18 protein-coding genes are annotated in these 26,322 nt (G+C 61.0%); 8 read left to right on the plus strand and 10 right to left on the minus strand.

From position 1 onward, the window contains the following. Window positions 1-151 precede the first annotated feature (151 nt). Window positions 152-5,746 carry a DUF7507 domain-containing protein gene (locus ACRTG1_RS12625; protein ID WP_432516215.1) on the minus strand — a complete coding sequence of 1,865 codons (5,595 nt, stop codon included), beginning with the start codon at window positions 5,744-5,746 and terminating at the stop codon, window positions 152-154. 337 nt (window positions 5,747-6,083) lie between these two features. On the opposite strand from ACRTG1_RS12625, the gene rpmG reads away from it, so the two are divergent. Further along, the gene (gene rpmG, locus ACRTG1_RS12630) at window positions 6,084-6,251 is read left to right on the plus strand and encodes a 50S ribosomal protein L33 (RefSeq protein ID WP_007008183.1); all 168 of its coding nucleotides are present in this window, start codon (window positions 6,084-6,086) and stop codon (window positions 6,249-6,251) included. Between the two features lie 575 nt (window positions 6,252-6,826). On the opposite strand, the gene ACRTG1_RS12635 is transcribed toward rpmG, so the two are convergent. The 3 genes from ACRTG1_RS12635 to ACRTG1_RS12645 all read right to left on the minus strand — a co-directional run bounded on the left by ACRTG1_RS12635 (window position 6,827) and on the right by ACRTG1_RS12645 (window position 11,053). Continuing rightward, window positions 6,827-8,902 (minus strand): TonB-dependent receptor domain-containing protein, encoded by a 2,076-nt coding sequence (locus ACRTG1_RS12635; RefSeq protein WP_432516216.1) that lies wholly within the window; start codon window positions 8,900-8,902, stop codon window positions 6,827-6,829. Window positions 8,903-9,274: 372 nt separating this feature from the next. Further along, window positions 9,275-10,639 (minus strand): PleD family two-component system response regulator, encoded by a 1,365-nt coding sequence (locus ACRTG1_RS12640; protein ID WP_297559912.1) that lies wholly within the window; start codon window positions 10,637-10,639, stop codon window positions 9,275-9,277. A 42-nt stretch (window positions 10,640-10,681) separates the two neighbouring features. Continuing rightward, window positions 10,682-11,053 (minus strand): response regulator, encoded by a 372-nt coding sequence (locus tag ACRTG1_RS12645; protein WP_113155424.1) that lies wholly within the window; start codon window positions 11,051-11,053, stop codon window positions 10,682-10,684. Window positions 11,054-11,278: 225 nt separating this feature from the next. Here ACRTG1_RS12645 and ACRTG1_RS12650 point away from each other — a divergent pair, with 225 nt between their 5' ends. Then, window positions 11,279-11,563: a DUF3572 domain-containing protein gene (locus ACRTG1_RS12650; RefSeq protein ID WP_113155425.1), complete on the plus strand. Its 285-nt coding sequence runs from the start codon at window positions 11,279-11,281 to the stop codon at window positions 11,561-11,563. A 21-nt stretch (window positions 11,564-11,584) separates the two neighbouring features. Next, window positions 11,585-12,238, plus strand: a complete 654-nt coding sequence (locus ACRTG1_RS12655; RefSeq protein WP_206546332.1) for a hypothetical protein — start codon at window positions 11,585-11,587, stop codon at window positions 12,236-12,238. A gap of 184 nt (window positions 12,239-12,422) precedes the next feature. Here ACRTG1_RS12655 and ACRTG1_RS12660 read toward each other — a convergent pair whose 3' ends face one another. Continuing rightward, a complete protein-coding gene (locus tag ACRTG1_RS12660; RefSeq protein WP_432516332.1) occupies window positions 12,423-12,998 on the minus strand; it encodes a GNAT family N-acetyltransferase in 576 nt (191 codons plus the stop codon). A 112-nt stretch (window positions 12,999-13,110) separates the two neighbouring features. Between ACRTG1_RS12660 and ACRTG1_RS12665 the strand changes: the two genes are divergently transcribed. Further along, entirely contained in the window at window positions 13,111-14,421 is a 1,311-nt protein-coding gene (locus tag ACRTG1_RS12665) for a DNA polymerase IV (protein WP_206546334.1), read from the plus strand. 21 nt (window positions 14,422-14,442) lie between these two features. Here the strand turns inward: ACRTG1_RS12665 and ACRTG1_RS12670 are convergent, their stop codons facing one another. The 5 genes from ACRTG1_RS12670 to ACRTG1_RS12690 all read right to left on the minus strand — a co-directional run bounded on the left by ACRTG1_RS12670 (window position 14,443) and on the right by ACRTG1_RS12690 (window position 23,064). After that, a complete protein-coding gene (locus ACRTG1_RS12670; RefSeq protein ID WP_432516217.1) occupies window positions 14,443-15,465 on the minus strand; it encodes a M48 family metallopeptidase in 1,023 nt (340 codons plus the stop codon). Between the two features lie 57 nt (window positions 15,466-15,522). Next, the gene (locus ACRTG1_RS12675; protein WP_299935402.1) at window positions 15,523-16,626 is read right to left on the minus strand and encodes a YjgN family protein; all 1,104 of its coding nucleotides are present in this window, start codon (window positions 16,624-16,626) and stop codon (window positions 15,523-15,525) included. 100 nt (window positions 16,627-16,726) lie between these two features. Then, window positions 16,727-20,251, minus strand: a complete 3,525-nt coding sequence (dnaE, locus tag ACRTG1_RS12680; RefSeq protein WP_222474237.1) for a DNA polymerase III subunit alpha — start codon at window positions 20,249-20,251, stop codon at window positions 16,727-16,729. Between the two features lie 103 nt (window positions 20,252-20,354). Next, on the minus strand, window positions 20,355-21,038 hold the full coding sequence (locus ACRTG1_RS12685; RefSeq protein WP_206546337.1) for an HAD hydrolase-like protein: 684 nt from the start codon (window positions 21,036-21,038) through the stop codon (window positions 20,355-20,357). Between the two features lie 13 nt (window positions 21,039-21,051). Then, the gene (locus tag ACRTG1_RS12690; protein ID WP_297560065.1) at window positions 21,052-23,064 is read right to left on the minus strand and encodes an acetyl-CoA carboxylase biotin carboxylase subunit; all 2,013 of its coding nucleotides are present in this window, start codon (window positions 23,062-23,064) and stop codon (window positions 21,052-21,054) included. A gap of 196 nt (window positions 23,065-23,260) precedes the next feature. Here ACRTG1_RS12690 and ACRTG1_RS12695 point away from each other — a divergent pair, with 196 nt between their 5' ends. The 4 genes from ACRTG1_RS12695 (at window position 23,261) to ACRTG1_RS12710 (ending at window position 26,306) form a co-directional block, all read left to right on the plus strand. Then, the gene (locus ACRTG1_RS12695; protein WP_113155433.1) at window positions 23,261-24,388 is read left to right on the plus strand and encodes an S-(hydroxymethyl)glutathione dehydrogenase/class III alcohol dehydrogenase; all 1,128 of its coding nucleotides are present in this window, start codon (window positions 23,261-23,263) and stop codon (window positions 24,386-24,388) included. 4 nt (window positions 24,389-24,392) lie between these two features. Then, complete coding sequence (locus ACRTG1_RS12700) at window positions 24,393-24,857, plus strand: YaiI/YqxD family protein (RefSeq protein WP_204360909.1); 465 nt, start codon at window positions 24,393-24,395, stop codon at window positions 24,855-24,857. A 4-nt stretch (window positions 24,858-24,861) separates the two neighbouring features. Beyond that, complete coding sequence (fghA, locus tag ACRTG1_RS12705; protein ID WP_432516218.1) at window positions 24,862-25,701, plus strand: S-formylglutathione hydrolase; 840 nt, start codon at window positions 24,862-24,864, stop codon at window positions 25,699-25,701. Window positions 25,702-25,922: 221 nt separating this feature from the next. Next, window positions 25,923-26,306, plus strand: a complete 384-nt coding sequence (locus ACRTG1_RS12710) for a helix-turn-helix domain-containing protein (RefSeq protein ID WP_113155436.1) — start codon at window positions 25,923-25,925, stop codon at window positions 26,304-26,306. Window positions 26,307-26,322 lie beyond the last annotated feature (16 nt).

A 26,322-nucleotide genomic window follows, 5' to 3' on the forward strand; every position in this document is an offset into this window, starting at 1 on the left:
AATCTCATTTGTGTCCAATGATGAAATTATTACTCTTCAATTAATATAAATGGGACTATAAATATTAATTGATACAATTCTCAAACATGAAGGAACGAAATACAACGATTAACCAGCGATGATTAGAGCCAAACGGCATTCCATACGGTCATCATCTCGTATCGCCGATCATTCTGGTCTCCACCTCGAGACGATAGCGACCACCGACCTTCTGCCACTCACCCGCAATGTGACGCCGTAATGCGCGCATGCGTCGCGCCGCCAGCCGTCCTCCCGCATTGCTGCTCTGGTACACAAGACGAAGAACGGAAGGCTCCGCATCCAGCAGAGTGACGAGCTGCTTGATCTGCCCCTGCCATGCGTCCTGCAACTCAACGCCATCCGGCGCGAAAGCAGCGTCAGACACATCCAGCCGCACCACCCGTCCGATGGTCGTGCCAAACAGAATGTTTGTCACCTTACCGGCGGTCAGCCGGACAACACGCGGGTTCTCCGTGGTCACCCGATAACCTGACGGCAGAGAACGCTGGTCGAGCTTCATGATGTAATTCGTACCGATCCGCTGATCCGGGAGATCGGCACAGGCCACATGGAATTTGCCCTTCGGTCCGGCCGTGACCAGCAATCCCTTTGCCGTGGCCACCCGCGCACCCGCAATGCCCTCTTCACCGGCATCCGGATAGCCGTTGCGATTGCGGTCATTGAAAACGAGACCGGTGATATCGCTACAGTCGAACACCGGCTCAACGATCACTTCCACAGTCGCGGTGGCAACTCCCGTCAAAGCCTCTCCGGAAGGATCCTCCACCCAGGCCTGATTGACATACTCACCCGGCTTCACACTCGCCGTCGCCAGCAGGGACAGGTCGATGAGAAGTGGCTCGTCCGGCTGGAGCTCGACATTTTCAAAGATGAGCCTGCGCCCCTCCAGTCTCGGCGCCAAACGTCCATAGGACACGGACGCGCTGCCGGTCTGGTAGGTGAAGCCCTGCGGGAGAAGGTCAATGACGTTCACCTCCACCGCCGTCTTGAGCGCGTAAGCCGCGACCCGCAACTGATAGGGCACACGGTCGCCGCGCCTCACCTGCGAAAGCGGGGTGCTCTTGCCAATAAAAACACCGGGCATGGGCACGCTGGCCTCGGCCTCCGGCGACACCACATTGCGCCCATGCGGCGTCGCGCCCTGCGCAACTGCGGTATTCACCGCGCCAGCCTCATGAGACCGGGCATTGCGGATGTCCGTCGCAGTCAGGACATAGTCGGCAGTGAACCTCGCCTTGTCACCCGGCGCCAGCGTCGCACTGGCCGGCGCAAAGGCCGAAAGACTGCCGCTTGCAGGCGCGCCGCCAAAGAGCGGGCCGGGATCTGACGGCGCAACATTGTCAACCGTGACATTGCCGTCATTCTCCACCTCGAATTCATAGTGGATCGTTTCGCCGGGATGCGCCTGCACCCCGCCAGCGCCACGATATTCACCCGTCTTCGTCAGAGCGAGAGACGCCAGTTGCGGCAGCGGCAACTCATGCTGAGAACTTGCGGAAACCTCTTCGCCGGACGGATCCGAACCGGTTACCGTCGCAGCAGCGTTCAGCAATCCCTGATCGATGTCATCCTGCGTCAACCTGTAGCTTGCGGTAAACGCATCCGTGTTTGTCCCGCCCGGCAAAAACCCGTCCAGCGGCCCGCCGCTGACCGGAACCTGCACCTCCCGGCCGTCAGGCAGGGTAAGCGTCACAGACGGGATGGACACACCGGAAAGGGTCGTGTTCCCCGCATTCGTTACGGCCAGTTCGTATTGCACAATCTCACCGGCATCCGGATAACCGTTTTCATCCCCGTCAACGAGCGTTCCCGTCAAGACGAGTTCCACGGCCGGCTTGTGCTCAATCACCAGGACGGTATCGCCAGCCCCCTCATCCGTCTCCGACACAACCTCCAGAGCAGTTCCATCCGGCGCCTTCGCATGCAGCGTGGCAGTGTTCCGCACCTCCCCCGCATCGACATCCGCCTGCGTGATTTCGTAGTCGGCGCTGAATGTCGTTTCATCCGCATCGCCAACGTTCAGGCTGCTCAACGGGCCGCCGGCGACCTCAACCTTCTCGTCCTCCACCCTGAGATCACTCAATGTCACATTGCCGATATTCTCAACCTTGAAGCGGTACTCGACATGATCCTCGGCATCGACGCGGCCATTGCCATTGCTGTCGACATGCACCGCCCGCTTGATCAGTCGCGCCTTGGGAGCCGCAGTCAGCGGAACCTCGAGACTGCTGGAACCGGTCACCTGCTGGCTCGATGGATCAAGCGCCGCGACCTGCGCTTCATTCAACACCTTGCCCTTGTCCAGATCGGCCTGCTTCACAAGATAGGCAGCGGTGAATGTGCCTTCATCAACGTCGCCCGGCGCAAGGGTCGCAAGCGGTTCGCCGCTCACCTGCGCAGTCGGATCGGTCACACGGACATTGCTGAGCGTCACATTGCCGGTATTTTCCACGCTGAACTTGTAAATCAGCGCATCGTCAACATCGGTGACCCCGTTCTCGTTGCGGTCTTCCGTGCGGACGAGCGTCTTGGTCAGTTTGATCGACGCGGACTGCGCAATCTCGACCGTCGCGCTGGCCTCACTCGTTACGGTCTCCTCCTGTCCAACCGGCACGGTCGCGGTGGCCTTGTTGTCGACCCTGCCTTTGTCGATGTCAGCCTGCGTCAGCCTGTAGAGCGCACTCACCGTCGAATCACTGTTGCCCGGCGTCAGATCCGGAACCGTCGTCGCGGAGAGCGACAGAGCGGGGTCGGTAATCTTGACGGCCGCGAGCGTCACATTGCCGGTGTTCGTGACCTTGAACGCAAATTTGATGTGATCGTCAGGATCTGCGACCCCGTTGCCGTTCGTGTCTTGATAAACGCCTGTCTTCTCAAGCTTCATGGCCGGCGCTGCCGTAATGCTGAAGGAGGCAGTGGAAAGAGCTTCCGCCTTTTTCCCGCTCGGCGACGTCCCTTCCACGGACGCCGTGTTCGAGTAGGCGCCGTTGTCGACATCCGCCTGCGTCAGAACATGATAGCCCGTGACCGCCGTATCGTTGCTCGCGCCCGGCGTGAGGTCTGGAACCGTCGTGCCCGACAAAACGGCGCCCGGATCACTTAATTTGATGCCCGAAAGAGACACATTGCCATTGTTCGTAACCTTGAAACGGTAGTTCAGACGGTCGCCAGGCTCCATCACGCCGATGGTTCCCTGATCCTGAAAAGTCACGGTTTTCTCGATCTTGATGGATGCCGCCTCGGGCAGGCTGACTGATGTCGAGCCGGTGTCATCCACATCACCGTCATCGGGCGCTTTCGCCTTCACGGTCGCCGTGTTGACCACCGAGCCACGGTCCAGATCGGCCTGGGTCAGATCATAATTCGCGGTCAGAGGCGTCGTGTTTGAATCCCCGGGCGCGAGCGTCCCTGACACGGCGAGACTGCCATTGATCAGGGGGTCCGACACGCTGATATCCTTCAGCGTTACCTCGCCCGTATTCTTCACAGCGAACGTGTATTCGATGCGATCCCCCAGATCAGCAACCTTGTTGTTGTTGGTGTCCACCCATTTACCGGTCTTATCCAGCGAAACAGCTTCTTTCGTGTCGATGGAAACCGTCACTTCAGATGTGTCGCTCGTCGCGTGACCGTGCGGATCCTTGGCGCTGGCCGTGGCCTTGTTCACGACCTCGCCCCTGTCCAGATCGGCCTGCGTCAAAGTATGAAAGGCCGAGAAAGTGGTGCTATCCTCATCCCCGACAATGAGTTGCGAAAGCGTGCCCCCGGAAACGCTGACAGAAGGGTCCGTGATGCTGATGTCGGAAAGCGTCAGGGAACCGGCATTCTTGACCTTGAAACTGTATTTGATCCGGTCGCCCACATCGGTTTTCTGGTTGCCGTTCGCATCGACATACACCCCCGCTTTTTCGAGCACGATCTTGCTCGTGCCTTCCTCATGGGTGGTGACCGACGCGCTGTCCGTCACGGGCGTGTCGTCCGGCGCCTTCGCGGTCACGGTCGCCGTGTTCTTCACATCGCCATTATCGATGTCGCTCTGCTTCAGATCGTAGCGCGCCGTGAATGTGGTGCTGTCCGATACGCGGGGGGCAAGCGTGGCGATCGGTCCGCCGGTGACACTCGACGCCTTGTTGTCGGTCAGGCTGATGTCTTTCAGTTCGACATCGCCGGAATTGGTAACGGTGAAGGAGTACTGGATATGGTCGCCGAGATCGACAACCGAATTGTTGTTGGCATCCACATGAACACCACGCTTCTCAAGCTTGATCGAATGCTTGCTGCCCAGCCCGGTCGTCAGCGAGGCGGTGTCGCTTATTGTCTTGCTGTCCGGATCCTTCGCCTCGACCTTCGCGGCGTTGATCACTTCGCCCTTGTTGATGTCCGCCTGCGTGAGATCATAGGCAAGAGAAAAGGTCGTCGTATCCTTGACACCGGGAGCCAGCGTCGCCAGAGGGCCGCCATTCACCGTGCCCAGCGGGTCCGTCACCTTCACATCGGTCAGGGTGACATTGCCGGTATTCTCCACCTCGAAGCTGTAGATGATGCGATCGCCGACATCGAGAAGCTGGTTCGCATTGGTGTCCTGATAGGCCCCTTTCTTGACCAGATCGATCGCGGACGTCCTCGGCAGATTTATGACCGTCGGGGCCTGATCGCCATCGGCCTTCGCCTGCGAGTAGATCGTGATTTCCTGACCGCCGGGCAATGTGCCCGCCCCAACGGCCTGGTTGCTGAGTTTGCCAACATTCACATCGGCCTGGGTGAGCCTGTAGGTAGCCTTGAAAGTCGCAGTCTCACCGGGCTGCAGGGACCCTTCCGGAGATGAACCGCTGTTGGAAACAAAGGTCGGCCCGGTGGTCAGCGACAGCGCGGTGCCGTCCGAACGCTCAAGGAAATCCTCCTTGATCCGGACATTGGTCATCGGATCAGCACCAGTGTTCTTGACGGAGAAGGAGAACGTTACATCTTTACCGGCCAAAGCTTGCCCCACCGACGCTGTCTTGATCACTTCGAGGGGATAGGCACCAATAGCAAAGTGGGCGACGCAGGACTCAGAGGAGGACGCACCGGTCTTCTTATAAGCGCTCACGGTCAGTCTTTGCTTTGTCGCAGTGGCCGTGAATTCGAGTACCGACTGGGTCCAGGTTGTCGATGGCATTGGAAATTTTTGCGGCGTCTTTTGGTCAATTCGCAAGCGCAGCCCCTCACATGCTTCGTTATGATTAACACGCTGCGCCCCCCGCATCAGCCCATAGAAGGGAATCTTGTAAGAACGCCCGACAACCAATCCTGTTATATTTGTATAAATAGCTTCCGCATGATCTGCTTTGGCCCACATTGTAGAAAATGTCTCATCGCCAGTCGGAAGCGCTGGAAGGGGGCCATCAATCCACCGATTCCCCCAGCCCCACTTTTCAAGGTTGGAACAGTCCGGTGACCCTGCCGCCTTAAACCAACCAGCCGGCGTGGTGTCCTCCCCAAAGACGCAGGGTGCCGTGGGCGGAATGTGCTGCGCATAGCCCGGCAAGGAAAATGAACTGCCCCCCGCCACAACGAGAAGGAAGAGCAACAGGAGAGACAGCCCTCCCTCACGACTGGCCAGCCGCAACGAAAACCGGCCTGCCACAGCAAGAGAAGCAGCAAACCTTTGCACATTCATCAGCAGCACGTTCATTGAGGTCACCTGGATTGGCGCAGCGTTCATGTACCCCTAAAAAGACCTGAAACTCGCGACTATCGAAACAAGGCCGAACACTGCGAAAGCGGGATTGAGAGTTAGTCCCGCGCACTCTAGTGAGGATCGCGCCGCGACATGAGTTGCCGTGCCGTATCTTTACGGTTTCAGCGCCGGCCGCACCGGCCCCACGCCACCGGCTTTCCGGCATCGGCAAAGCAACGGATCGCGGCTTACCGGCACCCCGCCAGCAAGACCGGCTTGACATTCCGCGCGTACCCTTTATGTGTCCGCCAGACTCTTTAAGCGCCTGGTGGAGAGATTCTGCTGATGCGCGACCAACAAACATCAGGAACGGACGACAGCTATGGCGAAGGCCACGACCATCAAGATCAAGCTCCAGTCGACGGCCGACACGGGCTTCTTCTACGTCACGAAGAAGAACAGCCGGACGATGACCGACAAGATGACCAAGCGGAAATACGACCCCATCGCGAAGAAGCATGTGGAGTTCAAGGAAACGAAGATCAAATAGATCCCGTTTTAGCCGTACAAAAACGCCGCCCCGAGCGGCGTTTTTTTATGCGCGCATGAAACGGCCTGACCGTCACGCTTCTATGCCTGGCGGAGCCCACGAACTTCTATGCGCGTTAAAGGAAATGGGGGTCGGTCGGCAAACTGGCAGCGGTACGAGGAGGCCACTAAAGACCAGCGCCGACCGACCGACCCCACGGACCCAGGAGATGCGGCGGACCTGAGCATCATGGGGTATTTGGGGCATGGCGCGTCAGAGCCATATCGGCCCGACCATGCAACTGCCCTTATCGGTCGAGAGATTTGCGCAGGGCAGTAAGAAAATCAACACTTACTTAACCATTGCCGCCAACTCCCTGACGTTAGGGTAAATATGGCGCGCGACCGGCTTTGCGTCAGCCCCCAATAGGGTGAGACCGTCATCACTCTTTCGTGCCTGACAGATGATCGGCCTACCACGCCCGAAACAAAGCCACCCACCCACAACCGAAAACGCCGCACATCCGGGAGGATATGCGGCGCTCTTGACGGCAGGAATGCCGTGCGACCGAAACCGCACGGCGAAGGGATGGCGACCTAGAATTTCGCAGTCGCTCCCAGAATGAAGGTCCGGCCCCTGCCCCTTTTTGAATTCATCGATTCCGGCCCGGACGCAGCCACCGCGTAGCTCTTGTCGAACAGATTTTCGACCGTGAAGAACACGTTGAAATCCTCGCGGATCTCATAGCTGCCATAGGCATCGTAGAGCGTGTAGGCCTCAAGGTCCTCCGGCTCCATCATGCCGTTTGCCTGCCGGCTTGGGCCGACATAACGCATCTGTGCGCCAAGATTCAGCCGCTGCTCGAGAAGACGCACGCCCACATCCACCGTGGCGTAGGTCTCGGGCAGGAAGCCGGCATCACCATTGCCCCAGCCCGTGCCGAAGCCGACCGGCTGATCGGTATCCGCATTGGTGTAGGACGCATTCACGTAGAAGGCTCCCGCATCATAGCTGCCCTGCACTTCCCAGCCGGACATGCGGGTGGTGCCGGGCGCATTCACCCATTTGGCGACCTGCCACGGAATTCCCGTCACATCCGCCAGATCGTTGACGATGTAGTTTTCGATGTCGTGACTGTAATAGCCGACCTTCAGGCGCAGGCGGTCGTCGGGCAGCAGGACACCATCCCTGTGCAGATTGACGCCCACATCCCAGCCTCTGCGAACCTCCGGCTCAAGCCCCAGATTGTTCGCATAGGCCGAGCCAATGCCGTCGCCAAACGGGATCATCGTCCACAGCATCTCCTGAACGGTGGGAGGGCGGGCGGTGTGCGCATAGGTGGCGTAAAGCTGCATCCAGTCGAGCGGATCGGCGGCAAGCGTCACCCTGGGCAGGAATTCACCGCCGGAGCGCGAGACCTTCCGGTTGCCGCAGTCCGGCCCGCCGGGCGGACAGTCACCCGTACCCGCACTGTATGCGGTCTGTTGCCCGGACATGTTCCAGTAATCGTAGCGCAGCCCGGCCGTCAGCGAGAAGATGCTCCAGTCCAGCGTGACATCGGAGAAGGCGCTCGCCTTCTGCATCCTGCCCGGCGGGTTCGCGCCACGGCGACGCAGCACCTCGAAATCCGTGGAACCGTAGGAAAGCCCGTAATACCAGGAAAGGTCCACGCCCTCGCCCACCACGAAGCGTGACGTGTTGGCGAGGCTCGCACCGAAGGAACGATCCCGGGATTCACGACCGCGATAGCCGCCGCCAAACTCGGAATCGTAGGTCATCTCCGTTTCGTTGTAGTAGACATTGGCCGCAAGATCGATCAGCGCCGACCCCGGATCATATGTGTAATCGAGCGTGTAGGTCTGGTTCTTCAGGGTTTGCTCGTAATTGCTGCTGGTGAAGCGGTTGTCATACCAGCGCCCGCCAAGCTTGAGCCGATGCTCGCCATTGGGTTCGAAATCGAGCTTGACCAGTCCACCCGCAGGCGCATTGGCAACCCTGTCGTAATCGGGAAACACCGCGCCATCCGCCGTTTCATAATCGTGAAAATCGGAATAGGCGAGCGCGCCGACAATGCTCACATCGCCAGTCTGACCGGGGAACATCTTGCCCCGCGCGCCGCCAGCGAGCAGACCTGACCAGCGATAACCATTGGTGCCGGCCTTGAAGCGGGTGAGCGCACCGATGTCAGCGCCCGGCTTCAGAACGTCATCCACCTCAAGCGTGCGGAAATTGGCAGCGCCGGCCAGCGTTCCCGCACCGGCCGCGCCCGAAACCGCGCCGCGCGCCACATCCACACCGGCCAGAAGCTCCGGATGTACGTAAAGCAGATTGCCGCCTGACGAACCATGCCCGCCCACATTCCGGAAGGTCTGCGGCACGCCGTCGATCATGGCATTGACGCGGCCATAGCCGGTCAGTCCGCGAATGTTGACCTCAATCGCCGGATTGGTGCTCGGCGAATAGGTAAAGGCGCCCGGAACTGAACGCACCGCCGTTCGCACATCGCCGCCGAAGCGCTCCTGCAGTGCCTGCTCATCAAGTGAGCCGACCGCCGCAGGCGTGGTGTAGACTGCTTCGCCCGAGGGCAGAAGCGTCTGGTCATCAACCACCACCAGCCGTTTCAGCCGATGGGTCCTGCCCTCACCCACGTCACCCGAAACGGCTTGCTCCACCTCTTCCTCTGCCGGTGATGCCTGCTCCTGGGCAAAGGCTGCATGCGCACATAAGAAAGAACAAGCGAAGACACTTCCCGCAAACAACCTGCGGGAATCATCGATGATCAAAGCCAACGAAACCTCCTGTCGGACTAAAGCAGAATTTCGGGCTGGCTGAACATTTGCTTGCTGGAATGTACTTTTGCTTAGCCTCGCGGCATCAGCACGTCAAACGGGCTCCCAAAACCACTGGGCAACGCCTTAGACCGCGGCAAACCGTTATCCGCCACGGAAAAAACATGATTACTATGGTCAAGTTTAAGGACGCGAGCGCGCAGACTGCGACAGTTTTACACAATAAATTTTATCAAAAGACCGCAGCACGCCACCTCACGCGGCGGGAGCCACCACGCAATTGCGCCCTGCATTCTTGGCATCATACAGGGCCAGGTCGACACGTTTGAGCAGAGTGGCCGGATCGTCATGCGCGCCGGCGGTGGCCACAACGCCCACACTGGTCGTCACCGCAATCGCATTCTTGCCACCATCGACCGTGAACGGGTCGCTGGCAATGGCGACACGAAGACGCTCGGCCACGGTCTCTGCAACATCGAGCGGGGTATCCGGCATCACCACCACGAATTCCTCACCGCCAAAACGGCAGATGAGATCAATGCCACGAATGTTCTGGCGAAGCCGGTCGGCGAATTCGCGCAGCACATCGTCGCCGCCCTGATGCCCCCAGCTGTCATTGATCGCCTTGAAGCAGTCGATATCGGCCATCATCACCGAGAGAGGCCGCCCGCGCGCGGCGGCACGGGCAAGAAGCCTCGGCAGATGCGTGTCCAGATAGCGTCGGTTGTGAAGCCCCGTCAGCGGGTCGGTTACGGCCATCTGGAAGCTCTCGCTCACGCTGGAGCGCAGACGGTCATTGTAGCGTTTGCGGCGCAGCTGCGTGCGCAGGCGCGCCATGAGTTCCTGTTGATCTACCGGGCGCACGATATAGTCGTTCACGCCGAGTTCGAGAGCCCGCGCGATCATCGCATCGTCGCCCTTGTCGGCCACCAGCATGACCGGCAGAAGCCGCGTGCGATCCAGCGCCCGTAATTGTGCGCACAGCCGCAGCGGATCGTAAGTCGTATAAGCAGATGTGACGAGAATGCACTCGTAGCTGCCATCGGCGGCGCGGAACAGGCCGGCCTGCGGGTCATCCTCGACATCAACCCTGTAGCCATCACGCAGCATGTTGGCGATGGTTGCAGAAGACTGCGCGTCTTCATCGATCAACAGAATGGAGGGCGCAGCACGACGCTCCTCTTCAATTCCATCGTCAAAACCGGCATTGCGCGCCGTCACGGTGCGCAGGCGCAATTCGTCCGTCAGCATTTTCAGCCGCACCAGACTTTTCACCCGCGTCACAAGCTGCAGATCATTGACCGGCTTCGAGAGAAAATCATCCGCACCGGCTTCAAGCCCCCTGATGCGATCCGCCGTCTCTTCAAGGGAGGTGACCATGATGACGGGAATGTGCTGCGTAGCCGGATCGGCCTTCAGCCGGCGGCACACCTCGAACCCATCGAGCTCCGGCATCATCACGTCCAAAAGCACGACATCCACCTTGCCGTCCGCGCAGATCTTCAGCGCCTCTGCGCCACTATGCGCGCAGACCACCTCGAAATACTCGGCCAGAAGCCGGCTTTCGAGCAGCTTCACATTGGAAGGGACATCATCGACGACAAGGATGCGCGCGGTCATGGTCGGCTCCTCAGATGAATACTGGAGAGGCCGGGTGCAGCATCAGGCGTCTCCGAGATAGGATTTGATCGTTTCGATGAAGCTCGGCACGGAGATCGGCTTGGAAATGTAAGCCTCGCATCCGCCCTGGCGGATCCGCTCCTCATCGCCCTTCATCGCAAAGGCGGTGACCGCGATGACCGGGATCGTGTGCAGATCATCATCCTGCTTGAGCCATTTGGTGACTTCCAGACCGGAAACCTCCGGCAGCTGGATGTCCATCAGGATGAGGTCGGGCCGATGCTCACGCGCAAGATCAAGCGCATGCAGCCCGTCGCGCGTACGCACTGTCTCATAACCGCTTGCCTCGATGAGATCGCGAAAGAGCTTCATGTTGAGCTCATTGTCTTCGACGATCATGACTTTCTTCGACATCAAACCCCGTCCCACTCAACTCCGCCGTAACAGCAGACCGCCGGTTGCCGACCGCGATGTGCGATACACCGAAATTTCAGACGCCACCCTTGCACGATTTGATTTATGAATCGGTAATGGGCGCCTGCGAATCGTAGTCTTCCAGCATAACGGCCCTGGTTTTGCGCGCAATTCACGTGTTGAAAATGCAGCAGCGGGCCAAACACCCTATATTGAGGATGAACCATGCAACGCGAGGAAGCCGAAACCATTGCCGTGTCCGCCCTGGCCTTCATTGCGGCAGACGGCGAACTTCTGCCGCGCTTCCTGTCGCTGACCGGCATCGAGGCCCACCAGATCCGCGCTGCCGCCGCCGAACCGGGTTTTCTGGCGGGTGTTCTGCAGTTCGTGCTGGCGCATGAGCCGACAGTGCTGCGCTTTTGCGAAGAAAGCGGCATCGCGCCCGAGCGGGTTGCGCGCGCGCCAGCCGCCCTGCCCCATGGCAACACATCTTACGACATTCAGCCCTGACACGATTTGGACGGCACAAACATGACGATCGATCCGGAAACCTCCCGGCAAATTGACGAATTATCGCTCGGCAGCGATCCCCTGCTGGTGCTCGATGTGGACGACGTGATCCTGGAATTCATCCGGCCGTTTCCGGAATATCTGCGCACGCGCGGCTTCGAGCTGAAGCTCGAAAGCTTTGGCCTCAACGGGAACGTCACCGACCTCGCCTCCGGAGACCGCGTGAGCAATGAAACCGTGGCGCAGCTCGTCGATGCGTTTTTCGAGGTCCAGCATGACTGGCAGGCGCTGGCCGAAGACGCCTCCGAAACCATTGCACGGCTTTCGAAAGCAAGCCAGGTGGTGCTCCTGACCGCCATGCCCCACCGCTACCGGCAGACGCGCCGCACCCTGCTCGACCAACTGGAAATGCACTATCCGCTGCTCACGACCGAGCGCGCCAAGGGCCCGGCAATCCAGCGCCTGCGCGGCGAGCATCAGCGTCCCGTCGCCTTCGTCGACGACATGTATTACAACCTCGTCTCGGTGCGCGACACGGTGGAGGACGCGCATCTCTTCCACCTGATGGCCGACAATTCCGTGCGCACGCTGATGCCGCCGATCCCCGAGGGCGTAACGGCTGTGGAACACTGGAAAGAGGCCGGCGAGAAAATCGCCCGCTCACTGCAGATCTAAAGCGATTCCAGCAAAAGTGGAAACCGATTTCCCGGCCAAAATTGCGCAAAATCAATGAGATAGCGCATTACCGGCGAACCTTTTCTCGTCAGCAACGCTCTGAACAGTCACACCGCACCTGCCGGGCCTGGCAAAGACAACGCCGCGCCCGGCCAGAACCACAGCGCATCCCGGCATCACACAGTCAAAGCGTAAACCGCATCAGCGGCCGCCCCGCCTTGCGCTCTGCGACCGTCTGGAACCCGGCCTTTTCAAAGACCCGCGTCGAGCCCACGAACAGGCCGATGGAACGCTTGTCGTTCGACCGGGTGATCGGACAGGCTTCCAGCAGGCGCGCGCCGTTTTGCCGGGCAAAATCGATCCCGCCGGCAACAAGCACGTGAGACAGGCCCTTTCGGCGCGCCGAGCTTCGCAGGAAGAAGCACGAGATCGCCCAGATATCCACCTCACGCTCCTCGCCCTCTCCCAGCGGCGCAGAGACACGCCCCTTGTTGTTCCATTCGGAAATGTCGGCGCGCGGCCCGATCTGCATCCAGCCATCCGCCTTTGCGCCATCCATGAGCAAGATCCCCGGAGGCGGGCCGGCTGCAATTCGCGCCTTGATGTGATCCCTGTTGCTCTCGCGGTCGTTTTGTCGCCGCACCGCCGGTGGCAAACGAAAATGCGTGCACCAGCAACCGTAACAGGCGCCCTGCCTGCCAAACAGATCCTCGAATGCCGGCCACAAATCCGGCGTCAGGGGCGCAATCCGATAGTCCACCCTGACCTGTTGCAACCCGGCTTCTGGCAACCCGCCTGCTCCAGACCGCAGCTTGTGCCATGGCGGTGTTTCAAGTAAGATGCATGTTCACTTTATGTTCACATGATCAATCATGCCTGTCAACGCCCTCACGCATGGCATTTGCCGCGATTGCCTGACCCCGGCGAACACCGCATCGCGGCGTTGCCGGTCATGCGGGAGCCCGCGCATGCTCGCCCATGCCGAGCTTGACCGCCTGTCTCTCGCCCATGTCGACTGCGATGCCTTCTACGCCTCGGTCGAGAAGCGGGACAATCCGGCCCTGCGCGACAGGCCGGTCATCATTGGTGGGGGCAAACGCGGTGTCGTCTCCACCGCCTGCTACATCGCCCGCATCCACGGCGTTCGCTCTGCCATGCCCATGTTCAAGGCGCTCGAAGCATGCCCCGAGGCCGTCGTGGTCAAGCCGGACATGGAGAAATATTCAAGGGTCGGCCGTCAGGTGCGCTCAATGATGGAGGCGCTCACCCCCATGGTCGAGCCGCTGTCCATCGACGAAGCCTTTCTCGATCTCGCCGGCACGGAGAAACTGCATGGTGCGCCCGCCGCCCTGGTGCTCGCCCGCTTCGCACGGCAGGTGGAAGAGGAAGTCGGCATCACCGTTTCGGTCGGCCTCTCCTACTGCAAATTCTTGGCCAAGGTGGCTTCAGACCTGGACAAGCCGCGCGGCTTTTCCGTGATCGGTCAGGAAGAGGCCGTCAGCTTTCTTCAGAGACAGCCCGTCACGCTCATCTGGGGCGTCGGCAAGGCCTTTGCCGCCACGCTCGGCAAGGATGGCATCCGCACCATCGGCCAGCTTCAGACCATGGAGCGCAACGAGCTGATGCGGCGTTACGGCACGATGGGCGACCGGCTCTATCACCTTTCGCGCGGCATGGACGAACGCGGCGTGAAACCGCGCAGTGAAGCAAAAAGCGTTTCGTCTGAAACCACGTTCAACACGGATCTGTCCCGGATGGAGGATCTGGTGCCGGTGCTGCGCGCGCTTTCCGAGCGGGTTTCCGCCCGGCTTAAGGAGGCCGACATTGCCGGTCGAACCGTCGTTCTGAAACTCAAGACCGCCGAGTTCCGGCTGCGCACACGCAACCGGCAGCTGGGAGACCCGACACGGCTCGCCGACCGCATCTTTCACACGGGGCTGGAACTCCTGAAACGGGAGGTGGATGGCACGCGCTTTCGCCTTCTGGGCATCGGTGTCAGCGACCTGACCGACGCCGGCAGGGCCGATCCGCAAGACCTTGTCGACGGGCTTTCCCACAAGCGCGCACTCGCCGAGGGCGCCATCGACAGCCTGCGCGAAAAATTCGGCAAACAGGCCGTCGAGACCGGCTATACGTTCGGGCGCTCCAAAGTCGCGCGCCCACAGCGTGACGGCGACGATTGAGCCAGCTGCTTGAGGCCTGCCCTACTGGCCGCGAAGTTCCTCAACACGCTGCCGAACCGCCTCACGCCGATCCTTCGTGCCGGGATGCGTGGAGAACCAGCCTGTCTCATCGGAACCGCCAGCGTCCTCAACCACACGGTCCAGAAGCCCCACAAAAGCCAACGGATCGCGGCCCGCCTTCGCCATCAGCCCGACACTGTAGAGGTCGGCATGGGTCTCGAACTCACGCGAATAGACAAGGGTCTGCAGAGCGCTTGCCTGCACGATCACATCATCGACCAGCTGGCTCGCATCACCACCGATCAGCCCCACCATGAAACCAATGCCCAGAACGCGATAGATCTGCTGCAGCGAGTGCCGCTCGCGCACATGGCCGATCTCATGGGCGATAACGCCGGCAATCTCGTCGTCAGACCGGGCAAGCCCGACCAGTTCGTCCGTAACAATGATGGTGCCGCCCGGCAGCGCCAGCGCATTCGCGCCTATCATGCCGCCCTGCCGGAGTTCCAATCTGAGCGCGGGTCCATCATCGCCTGCGATCTGCGCCAGTTCACCGAACATGTCGTGCAGCGCCTTCTGGCGCTCTTCGGCAAGTTCCGTGGGGGAGAACACGGTGCGATCCACCGTCTCAAGCGTTCCCCGGTCCATCGCGACGATGATGGGCTGCGGCGTCACCAACGCCGCACCCGACGCCAGAAGCGGGACACCAAACCGGTAGACGACGAAGATCAGCCCCATCGTCACCACGGCGGCCGCCGCCACGAAGCCCGGATGCCCCTCAAGGCGCATCAGCCGGGCGAAGAAGCTGCCACCCGTCTTCAGGAAGCCGTCCACATCGGCGCCAAGCGGGGCTTCGAAAACACCGCCATCGGCAAAGGTGATCTTGCGCGGAACGGCGGCAACCGGGTCGGAGACGGACACGATTACCGGCTCCAGCGCCTCCGTTTCGTCGGCAAGACGCAGCACCAGCCGTTCCGGAACGCCGGAAAGGCTGGCCGCCACGACACGCGAGGAACCGGGTGGGAAATAACGTCCCTCAATCATGGCCTATCCCTGTTTCGACGCAATCGACCATGCAGGTCTGGAGAATGGCGCAAGCCCTCAAAGTCCGAAATCGATGCCTTCGATATCGAAGAACTCGGCCGCGCCGACATTGCCCTCCGGTGCGGCTTCATCGACGAAATCGTCAAGCGGGCCGACCGCAAACACACCAGTGCTGACCACCAGATAGCGCCAGCTGCGCACTGCGGCCCACGGCCGCAAGAGGCCAAGCGTCAAAATGGTGGCGAACAGGTTTGAGACCAGAATCCAGACATAACGAAGCCGCCCCACGCGGGAGTTGAAGCGGTGCCGGCCATCAAGCACGGTGTGATTGTAGGCGATGTTGCGCACACCGGCCTCATAGAAGAGATAGGCAAGCGCCAGCGCAATATAGGCACCTATGGAAGCGCCAGTCAGGATGCCAGCCATCGATCCATAATTGAAGACATCGAATAGCTCATCCGGACCAAACTGAAGCCCGCCTCCCGCCGAAACCAGTCCGGCCCCGATCAGAAAGCCCCCTCCGACGAAAACCACTAGGACAAGCCCTATGAAAATAACCGTCACGCCCAGATTTGCGTAAAGCGCTGTGAGCGGCGCCTGGGTCTCAAAGCGGGTTGACCCATAGCCCAGATGGCGGCCGAGATAGTTGCGCGCCAATTTCGAAGCCACCGGAGCAAGAAGCCCTGCGGATACAAGGGCGACCACCGGCATGATCACGAAGGCGAAAAACGCGCCCCAATAGGTCCCGCGGAAATTCAGCCGCACATTGCGATAGCTGGTCATCCGTGCGTTGAACGCCATCGACTTGTTCAGAAGCCACGGAAAGGCAATCAGATAAGGGATGATGAGCAACCCGAAGAATGGCGAAACACTGATCAGCACATTGTAGGCAAGCAGAAAGGCCACCACGATGATGCGCCCGATCAGGATCCTGGTGGGCCGCGCGTGGTATTCGAAATTGTGCCCGTCGAGCCAGCTGTTTCCATAAAAGTAGCGCAACCGGCGCACCTTCGCCCAGGCAGTGTAGATGCCGAGCGTGATGATCGACAGGAACAGATTGACAATCCAGATGCCGAAATACTCAGAAGCGCGCCCGGTGAAGGAAAACGGCAGATGTACAGGCGTTTGGCGGCTTTCCGCCGCCGTCTCAACGTAATTCATGAAAAACAGGCCCCAAAACTAAAAAATAATGAAAAATCCCTGATCGCGGAAATTTGCAAAAACGACCAGAAGTTGCTGCGCTCACCTTGTGGCGCAACGCCTAAACAAGTTCAACCTCTACAACGCCCGGCACGGCCCGCATGGCGGCCGCAACCTGCGGTGAGATCCGGTAGCGGTTGGGTAACCCGACCTCGATCTCGCCCTGCCCGCCTTCCTTGATGACGACGAGGCTCACCTGCGCATCACCGCGCTGGGTGAGCTGCGAGGAGATGGCCGCCAGCGGCTTGGGGTCGCGCAGATAGATGCGCAGCGCCTTCTGCATCCGGCAGGCTTCTTCCTCGAGCGACTGCACGCCCTGAATGCGCAGATTGACGCCTTCGGGCCGGTTTTCAGCCCCCACCATGATGACCACGGAGGAACCCGCTTCCAGAAGATCGCGATATTGCGCGAGCGCCTCGGAAAACAGGACGGCCTCATACTGTCCGGTGGCGTCGGACAACTGGATGATGCCCATCTTGTTGCCGGTGCGCGTGCGCCGCTCCTGCTTGGAGGTGACGGTGCCGGCAAGCCGCCCGGCGGTCGCCCCGCGCTTCACTGCAGCCTGGAATGTGCCCCAGTTCTGCACGCGCATCTTTTCCAGGATCTCGGCATACTCATCCAGCGGATGCGCCGAGAGATAGCAGCCGACCACCTGGAACTCGCGGTGCAGCTTGTCGGCGGCGGACCATGGCTCGACCACCGGCAGATGGAGCTTCTGCGGCTCGCCGCCGCCCGACATGCCGAAAATGTCGCCCTGCCCCATGGCCGCGTCTTCGGCCGCGCGTGCCGCCATGCCCATAAGCCGGTCGATGCCGCCGAACAGGGCCGCGCGGTCGAGACCGAAACAGTCGAATGCGCCGGCCTGAATCAGGCTTTCCAAAACCCGTTTGCCGACGATCTTGGGATCGATGCGGGCGCAGAAATCCTCAAGGCTCTCAAACTGCTTCTCGTTGCGCTTCTCGACGATGTGCTCCACCGCCGCGTCGCCCACGCCCTTGATGGCGGCGAGAGAGTAGAAAATCTTGTTCTCACCCACTTCGAACGGACGATGCGAGGTCAGAACCGATGGCGACACGACTTCAATGTCGAGCCGCATGGCGTCGCGGCGGAAGTCGTTCAGCTTGTCGGAGTTGGCCATGTCGTAGGTCATCGACGCGGCGAGGAACTCGACCGGGTAATGCGCCTTCAGATAGGCCGTCTGATAGGAGACGATGGCGTAGGCAGCGGCGTGCGACTTGTTGAAGCCGTAGTCGGCGAACTTGGCGAGCAGGTCAAAGATGAAGTTTGCCTGCTGCTTGGAAACGCCGCGCTCGGTCGCGCCATCCACGAAGATGCCGCGCTGCTTCTCCATCTCCGCGCGGATCTTCTTACCCATGGCGCGGCGCAGAAGGTCAGCCTGACCGAGCGTGTAGCCGGCCAGCTCCTGCGCGATCTGCATCACCTGCTCCTGGTAAACGATAACGCCCTGCGTCTCCTTCACCAGATGGTCGATCTTGGGGTGGATCGAGGCGATTTCCTCGTCACCATGCTTGCGCGCATTGTAGGTGGGGATGTTCTCCATCGGACCGGGACGATAGAGCGCGACCAGCGCGATAATGTCCTCGATGCGGTCGGGCTTCATGCCGATCAGCGCCTTGCGCATGCCGGCCGATTCCACCTGGAACACGCCGACCGTCTCGCCGCGCGAGAGCATCGCGTAGGTTTCCGGATCGTCGAGCGGGATATGCGCCAGATCGATCTCGATGCCCCGGCGGCGGATGAGCTTCACCGCCGTTTCCAGAACGGTCAGCGTCTTCAGGCCGAGAAAGTCGAACTTCACCAGCCCCGCCTGCTCGACCCATTTCATGTTGAACTGGGTGACCGGCATGTCGGAGCGCGGGTCTCGATACATCGGCACCAGCTCGGAGAGCGGCCGGTCGCCGATCACGATGCCGGCGGCGTGCGTCGAGGCGTGGCGGTAGAGACCTTCTAGCTTCTGGGCATAATCGAGAAGCGTGCCGACAATCGGCTCCTTCTCCACTTCTTCGGCGAAGCGCGGCTCATCCTCGATGGCCTTGGGCAGCGGCGTGGGATTGGCCGGGTTCGAAGGCACCATCTTGCAGAGCCGGTCGACCTGGCCATAGGGCATCTGCAGCACGCGCCCCACATCGCGCAGAACGGCGCGGGCCTGCAGCGTACCGAAGGTGATGATCTGACCCACCTGATCGCGGCCATATTTGCGCTGCACGTAGCGGATCACCTCTTCGCGGCGATCCTGACAGAAGTCGATATCAAAGTCAGGCATCGACACGCGGTCGGGGTTCAGGAAGCGCTCGAACAGAAGCGAGAAGCGCAGCGGGTCCACATCGGTAATGGTGAGCGCGTAGGCGACGAGCGAGCCAGCACCCGAACCACGCCCCGGTCCCACAGGGATATCCTGAGCCTTCGCCCATTTGATGAAGTCCGAAACGATCAGGAAGTAGCCCGGGAACTTCATCCGCTCGATAATGCCGAGCTCATAATCGAGGCGCTCGGCATATTGCTCGCGCGTATAGCCTTCGGCCAGACCCTGTGAATTGAGGCGGTGGTCGAGACCTTCGCGGGCCTGACGCCGCAATTCGTCAGCCTCGGCCTGAAGCGCCGCCTCGGCGTCGGCCGCATCCGCGCCCGTAAAGCGCGGCAGGATCGGCGGATGCGTCTGCGTGAAATAGGAACAGCGCCGGGCGATCTCGATCGTGTTGTCGATGGCCTCGGGCAGATCGGAAAAGAGCCGCGCCATCTCGGCCTGGCTCTTGAGATAATTGTCCGGCGTGAGCTGGCGGCGGTCGTCCATGGCGATCACCGCGCCCTCGGCGATGGCGATCAGCGCGTCATGGGCCTCGTAATCCTCACGGGCGGGAAAAAACGCCTCATTGGTCGCAACCAGCGGCAGTTCGAGCTTGTAGGCGAGATCGACGGTTGCCGCCTCGACAACCCGGTCGTACCCCTCAAAACGCTCCAGTTCCACATAGAGCCGGTTGCCAAAGCATTCCTTCAGGAAAAGCAACCGCTCCTCGGCAACCTCGGGCCGGTCGGCCTTCAATGCGGCGCCGATCGGCCCGCGCGGACCGCCGCTCAGGCAGATGATGCCGTCGGCCAGCTCGGTCAGCCATTCCGTGGTGATATGGGTCGCCTCGCCCGGCTCATTGTCGAGATAGGCGCGGCTGACGAGCCGTACCAGATTGGCGTAACCTGCCTCGGTCGAAGCGATCAGAACCAGCGGTTCATACTGCGCGCCCCCACCCTTGCGGCCATTGCCGCGGCGGCTTTCCGCCAGCGCGTCCTCAAACGCGCAGTCAAGCTGGCAGCCGACGATGGGTTGCAGCCCCTCCTTGGAGGCTTTCTGGGAAAACTCCAGCGCGCCGAACAGATTGTTGGTGTCGGTGATGGCGATGGCCGGCGCTTCATCCTTCAGCGCATGGCCAATGACCTTTCCAAGAGGCAGCGCGCCTTCCAGCAGCGAATAGGGCGAATGCACCCGCAGGTGAATGAAGGGCCGTTCGGGCCGGTTTCTTTCACGCTCCGCCGCTGCGAAAATCGGATCGCGCAAACGCCTGTCGCTCGCCATGAATTGCTGCCAACTGCTTCTTGAAGACTCAAAGCTCATTGTCCCGCATCGGGCACCGGGGGTAAAGGCCCGTCACCCGGCAGCACACGGCTTTCTGAACGCGTCAGACCGTCTCTGCAGCCAGAACCCGGTCGATTTCGACGGCCAGCTCTGCCGGCTCTTCCACGATACCGACCGCGCCCGCTTCCGCCAGCTCGGCCCGGTCGCCAAATCCCCAGAGAACGCCAATGGCCGGCACGCCATTCGCCTTGCCGCCGGCAACATCGTGAAGCCGGTCGCCGATCATCACCGTGTTTTCGGGCTCGATCCCTTCACTGGCGATGATGTGCCGGATCAGGTCCGCCTTGTTGGCATTGGTCCCATCGGGGGCAGAGCCGTGCACTGCATCGAAGAAGCGCGCGAGATCGAAATGCGCAATGATATCCTTGCTGTAGGCTTCCATCTTCGAGGTCGCCACGGAGAGGAAATGCCCTGCATCGACACAATGGGAAAGCGTCTCCCTGATGCCGGGAATGAGCTCATTCTCGAACTTTCCGACGTCCTGATAACGTTCGCGATAGTGCCCGACGGCCTCCCAGATGCGCCCTTCGTCGCTGGTTTCCAGAAACGTGGCGAAGGTGACCTGCAGGGGTGGCCCGATATGGGAGCGAATGGTGGCGTCATCCGGGGCCGTGCGCCCCATCTTCTCCATTGCATGGCGGATGCAGCTGGAAATGCCGACAAACGGGTTCGTCAGCGTGCCGTCGAGATCGAACAGCACCGCTGCCCGCTTTTCCATCTGCGCCATTTTTGGAAAGCTCCTATTCGAATTCCATGATGACCGCATCCACGGCGAGGCTGTCACCGGGCGCGGCATTGATCTTTGCCACCATCCCGTCACGCTCGGCGCGCAGGACATTCTCCATCTTCATCGCCTCGACAACGGCGAGTATTTCGCCCGCCTTGACCTCCTGCCCGGTGGCGACCGCGATGGACACGACCAGACCCGGCATCGGGCAAAGCAGCATTTTCGACGTATCGGGCGCTTCACGCACGGGCATCAGGCGGTCAAGCTCGGCAATGCGTGGCAGCATCACGCGCGCATTCGCAGCCACACCCTGCCAGGCGACCTGAACGCCGTTGAGGATCGGACGCACCTGAACGGCGACAGTGCGGCCATTGACATCGCCTTCCCAGACCGGCTCCCCCGGACGCCAGGAAGAGCGCACGGTCACCGGATCGGCATCGCCAATGCGAATGTCCATTTCCAGCGGGATCGAGATCATGCCTTCGACAAGGCTGACGGACAGATAATCGTCATCGAGCCGCACCACCCAGTCGCGCTTCAGTTCGCCCGAATGCGGTGCAAGACGGCCGGTCAGCCGGTCGAGACGATCACGCCGCAGAAGCTCCACGGCCAGCGCCACCGCAGCAAGCACCGTGCGCTCGCCCGCCATGGGCGATGGCGGCGCAAACCCGTCAGGAAACTCCTCCGCGATGAAGCCGGTTGACAGACGCCCTTCGCGCCAGCGCGGATGGCTCATCAGAGCTGCGAGGAATGGAATGTTGTGCTCGATTCCGTCGATCACGAAACGGTCCAGCGCCTCGCTCATCGCGTTGATCGCATCAAGTCGCTCGGGCGCCCAGGTACAGAGCTTGGCGATCATCGGGTCGTAGAACATCGAGATTTCCGACCCTTCCGTCACGCCCGTATCGTTGCGCAGGACGGCATCGCCCAAACGCCCCTCCTGCGGCGGACGGTAACGGGTGAGCCTGCCGATGGACGGCAGAAAGTTACGCACCGGATCTTCGGCATAGATACGGCTTTCAATGGCCCAGCCATTGAGCTTCACATCGGCCTGACCGAAGGACAGCGCCTCGCCTGCCGCCACCCGCAGCATCTGCTCCACCAGGTCGATGCCGGTGACAAGCTCGGTCACCGGATGCTCCACCTGAAGGCGCGTGTTCATCTCCAGAAAATAGAAATTCCGGTTCTTGTCGACGATGAACTCGACCGTGCCGGCGCTTTGATAATCAACGGCTTTTGCGAGCGCCACAGACTGTGCGCCCATGGCCGCGCGCGTCTCGGCATCCAGAAAGGGCGACGGAGCCTCCTCCACCACCTTCTGATTGCGGCGCTGGATGGAGCACTCGCGCTCGCCCAGATGCAGGCACGCGCCATGCGCGTCCGCCAGCACCTGTATCTCGATATGGCGCGGCTCCTCGATGAATTTCTCGATGAAGATGCGATCATCGCCGAAAGAGGACGCAGCTTCCGATTTCGAGCGCTCGAACCCTTCGCGCGCCTCGTCATCGTTCCAGGCAATCCGCATGCCCTTGCCGCCGCCGCCCGCCGACGCCTTGATCATCACCGGGTAACCGATTTCACCCGCGATGCGCACCGCATGTTCGGCATCATCGATCAGTCCCATGAAACCGGGAACGGTCGAGACTCCGGCCTCGGCGGCAATCTTCTTGGAGGTGATCTTGTCGCCCATGGCCTTGATGGCCTTCGGCTTGGGGCCGATGAAAACGATGCCCTCGGCTTCCAGTCGCTCGCAGAACCCTGCATTCTCGGAAAGGAAGCCATAGCCCGGATGCACGGCCTCTGCGCCGGTCTCCTTGCAGGCGGCGATGATCCTGTCTGCGACCAGATAGCTCTGACTGGCGGCGGGCGGTCCGATGTGAACGGCCTCGTCGGCCATGTCCACATGCACCGCGTCGGCATCGGCGTCGGAATAGACCGCAACGGTGGCGATGCCCATCCTCCTCGCTGTCTTCATGACCCGGCAGGCGATTTCACCGCGATTGGCGACGAGGATCTTCTTGAACATGAACGGTGTTTCCCCCCAACGAGCGACGTCGTTTCTGTTTTATGGCTTTGCTTGCCCCCGCTCAAGCGTTTCACACAATTGTCGCATGAGAAGCGGGTTTGTCAGATTGCGTCATCCTATGGCCGGAACGGGCTTGCGGGACATAACAATTCCTGAAACTTTCGGCTTAGATTCCGGACTTGCAGGAGAATTGTCCATGAAAACCCGCGCCGCTGTTGCCGTTCAGGCAGGAAAACCACTTGAAATCATGGAGGTAGACCTCGATGGCCCGCGCGAAGGCGAAGTGCTGATCGAGGTGAAAGCGACCGGCATCTGCCATACGGATGAGTTCACCCTCTCCGGCGCAGATCCGGAAGGCATCTTCCCGGCGATTCTCGGCCATGAAGGCGCTGGCGTCGTCGTTGATGTCGGTCCCGGCGTGACGAGCCTCAAGAAGGGCGATCACGTGATCCCGCTCTACACGCCCGAGTGCCGTGCGTGCCCGTCCTGCCTGTCGCAGAAAACCAATCTGTGCACCGCCATCCGCTCCACCCAGGGCCAGGGCCTGATGCCGGACGGCACGAGCCGTTTCTCCCTCAACGGCGAGAAGCTGCATCACTATATGGGCTGCTCGACCTTCTCGAACTTCACCGTTCTGCCCGAAATCGCGGTCGCCAAGGTCAACCCCGACGCGCCCTTCGACAAGATCTGCTACATCGGCTGCGGCGTGACCACGGGCGTCGGCGCGGTCATCAACACCGCCAAGGTCGAGATCGGCTCGACGGCCATCGTGTTCGGCCTCGGCGGCATCGGCCTCAACGTGATCCAGGGCCTCCGGCTTGCCGGCGCCGACATGATCATCGGCGTGGACCTGAACAACGACAAGAAGGAATGGGGCGAGAAATTCGGCATGACGCATTTCGTCAATCCGAAGGAAGCCGGCGAAGACCTCGTCCCCTATCTCGTCAACATGACCAAGCGCGGCGCAGACCAGATCGGCGGCGCGGACTACACGTTCGACTGCACGGGCAATGTCCATGTGATGCGTCAGGCGCTGGAAAGCGCGCATCGCGGCTGGGGCGAGTCCATCATCATCGGCGTGGCCGGTGCGGGTCAGGAAATCTCCACCCGTCCCTTCCAGCTGGTCACCGGACGCACCTGGAAAGGCACCGCCTTTGGCGGCGCACGCGGCCGCACGGATGTGCCCAAGATCGTCGACTGGTACATGGAGGGCAAGATCGACATCGACCCGATGATCACGCACACCCTGTCGCTGGACGAGATCAACAAGGGCTTCGACCTCATGCATGCGGGCGAATCCATCCGCTCCGTGGTGGTCTACTGAGGCCATCACCTTGTCGACCATCTATGTGGATGCAGACGCCTGTCCGGTGAAACCGGAAGCAGCCCGTGTCGCCGAGCGGCACGGGCTTGTCATCGTCTATGTCTCCAATGGCGGGCTGCGCCCCTCACGCGATCCCATGGTGCGGCATGTGGTGGTGCCCGGCACCGCCGACGCCGCCGATGACTGGATCGTGGAGAATGCCGTGGCCGGAGACATCGCCATCACGGCGGACGTGCCGCTGGCCGCGCGCCTGGTGGAGATGGACGTGCATGTGCTCGGCCCCACCGGCCGCCCGTTCACGCCCGAAACCATCGGCATGGCGGTCGCCATGCGCAACCTCAAACAGGATCTGCGCGAATCCGGTGAGATCAAGGGATACAATCCCGGTTTCACCGCACGCGACCGCTCCGACTTCCTGCAGGCGCTCGACCGCACCGTGCGCCGCGCTTTGAAAGAAAACAGGGACTGACCTCATGAAGACCGTCTCCACCGCACGCTCCCATGGCGGCGTCCAGGGCGTTTACAGCCACACCTCGAAAACCTGCCAGTGCGACATGACTTTCGCTGTGTTCGTGCCGCCGCAGGCAGCTGATGGCCCCTGCCCGGTCCTGTGGTATCTGTCAGGCCTCACCTGCACGCACGCCAATGTCATGGACAAGGGCGAATACCGCCGCATGGCCGCTGAACTCGGCATGATCGTGGTCTGCCCGGACACGAGCCCGCGCGGCGACGACGTGCCGGACGAGGCGGACAACTGGCAGTTCGGCAAGGGCGCAGGCTTCTATGTGGACGCCACGCAGGAACCCTTCGCCAAGAACTACCGCATGTATTCCTACATCACAGAGGAACTGCCGGCGCTGATCGCCGAAAAATTTCCGGCGGACATGGATCGCCAGGGCATTTTCGGACACTCCATGGGTGGCCACGGGGCGCTGACCATCGCGCTTAAAAACCCCGACCGCTTCAAAAGCTGCTCCGCCTTCGCCCCCATCGTCGAACCCTCGACTGCGGGCTGGTCGAAACCGGCGCTGGAGAAATTTCTGGGAGCGGACGAAGCCACGTGGCGCGGAAACGACGCCTGCGCGCTGGTAGCCGACGGCGCTCGCTTTCCCGAATTCCTGATCGATCAGGGCGCGGCTGACGGCTTCCTGGACGAGGGCCTCAGGCCATGGCTGTTCGAAGCGGCCTGCAAAAAGGCGGGCATTCCGCTCACGCTCAACATGCGTGAGGGCTATGACCACTCCTACTTCTTCATCTCGACCTTCATGGACGACCATCTTGCCTGGCACGCAAAGCGCCTCGCAGCCGGCTGACCTGAATCAACACATGAAGCCGATGAATCATCTCATCATGTTCTTCGACTAACATTCTGCCGGCAAACGGCTTTTCACCTCCACGACGATTGACGCGCCGGCGCAAACTTGTGCCGGCGCGTCGCATCCGGCATGCTTTCGGGAGCAAACCCGCCCTAAAATGCGGGATCATTGAGCTCAGAATGCCACCCAATGATGATCGAAAACGGAGGTGCTGCCCGGTGCAGGACACAGCACATATTTATTCAGACACACCCGACCGCGACACGATGGGCGGCCGCCTCTCCCGGGCGCGCGACGCCGTCGGCCTCTCGGTTGCCGAACTCGCCCGTCGCCTCGGCGTGAAGGCAGCCACGATACAGGCCTGGGAAAGCGACCGCTCGCAGCCGCGCGCAAACCGGCTGGCCATGCTCGCCGGCGTTCTCAATGTCAGCCTCTCCTGGCTGCTGCACGGCGTGGGCGTTTCGCCAGCCGACGAAAGCCGCTCGGAACTGGTCAACGCCGTCGCAGCCAACCTGAAGCGCATCCGCAGGCTCCAGGAAGAAACCAACCGCATTGTCGCGCAGATCGAAACCGACCTTGCGCGCGCTGAAGGCGCTGGCTGACGCGCGGATTTCTTCT

Source organism: Nitratireductor sp. PBL-C9 (genome assembly GCF_050877045.1).
Taxonomy (GTDB): Bacteria; Pseudomonadota; Alphaproteobacteria; order Rhizobiales; family Rhizobiaceae; genus Nitratireductor; species Nitratireductor aquimarinus.

What these genes read in the sequence shown, in the direction of transcription:
- ACRTG1_RS12685 (WP_206546337.1), bottom strand. Translation starts at nt 21,038, where the DNA reads ATGGCGCAGATGGAAAAGCGGGCAGCGGTGCTGTTCGATCTCGACGGC.
- ACRTG1_RS12695 (WP_113155433.1), top strand. Translation starts at nt 23,261, where the DNA reads ATGAAAACCCGCGCCGCTGTTGCCGTTCAGGCAGGAAAACCACTTGAA.
- dnaE (WP_222474237.1), bottom strand. Translation starts at nt 20,251, where the DNA reads ATGGCGAGCGACAGGCGTTTGCGCGATCCGATTTTCGCAGCGGCGGAG.
- ACRTG1_RS12640 (WP_297559912.1), bottom strand. Translation starts at nt 10,639, where the DNA reads ATGACCGCGCGCATCCTTGTCGTCGATGATGTCCCTTCCAATGTGAAG.
- ACRTG1_RS12670 (WP_432516217.1), bottom strand. Translation starts at nt 15,465, where the DNA reads ATGATTGAGGGACGTTATTTCCCACCCGGTTCCTCGCGTGTCGTGGCG.
- ACRTG1_RS12665 (WP_206546334.1), top strand. Translation starts at nt 13,111, where the DNA reads ATGCCTGTCAACGCCCTCACGCATGGCATTTGCCGCGATTGCCTGACC.
- ACRTG1_RS12650 (WP_113155425.1), top strand. Translation starts at nt 11,279, where the DNA reads ATGCAACGCGAGGAAGCCGAAACCATTGCCGTGTCCGCCCTGGCCTTC.
- fghA (WP_432516218.1), top strand. Translation starts at nt 24,862, where the DNA reads ATGAAGACCGTCTCCACCGCACGCTCCCATGGCGGCGTCCAGGGCGTT.
- ACRTG1_RS12645 (WP_113155424.1), bottom strand. Translation starts at nt 11,053, where the DNA reads ATGTCGAAGAAAGTCATGATCGTCGAAGACAATGAGCTCAACATGAAG.
- ACRTG1_RS12675 (WP_299935402.1), bottom strand. Translation starts at nt 16,626, where the DNA reads ATGAATTACGTTGAGACGGCGGCGGAAAGCCGCCAAACGCCTGTACAT.
- ACRTG1_RS12655 (WP_206546332.1), top strand. Translation starts at nt 11,585, where the DNA reads ATGACGATCGATCCGGAAACCTCCCGGCAAATTGACGAATTATCGCTC.
- rpmG (WP_007008183.1), top strand. Translation starts at nt 6,084, where the DNA reads ATGGCGAAGGCCACGACCATCAAGATCAAGCTCCAGTCGACGGCCGAC.
- ACRTG1_RS12690 (WP_297560065.1), bottom strand. Translation starts at nt 23,064, where the DNA reads ATGTTCAAGAAGATCCTCGTCGCCAATCGCGGTGAAATCGCCTGCCGG.
- ACRTG1_RS12625 (WP_432516215.1), bottom strand. Translation starts at nt 5,746, where the DNA reads ATGAACGCTGCGCCAATCCAGGTGACCTCAATGAACGTGCTGCTGATG.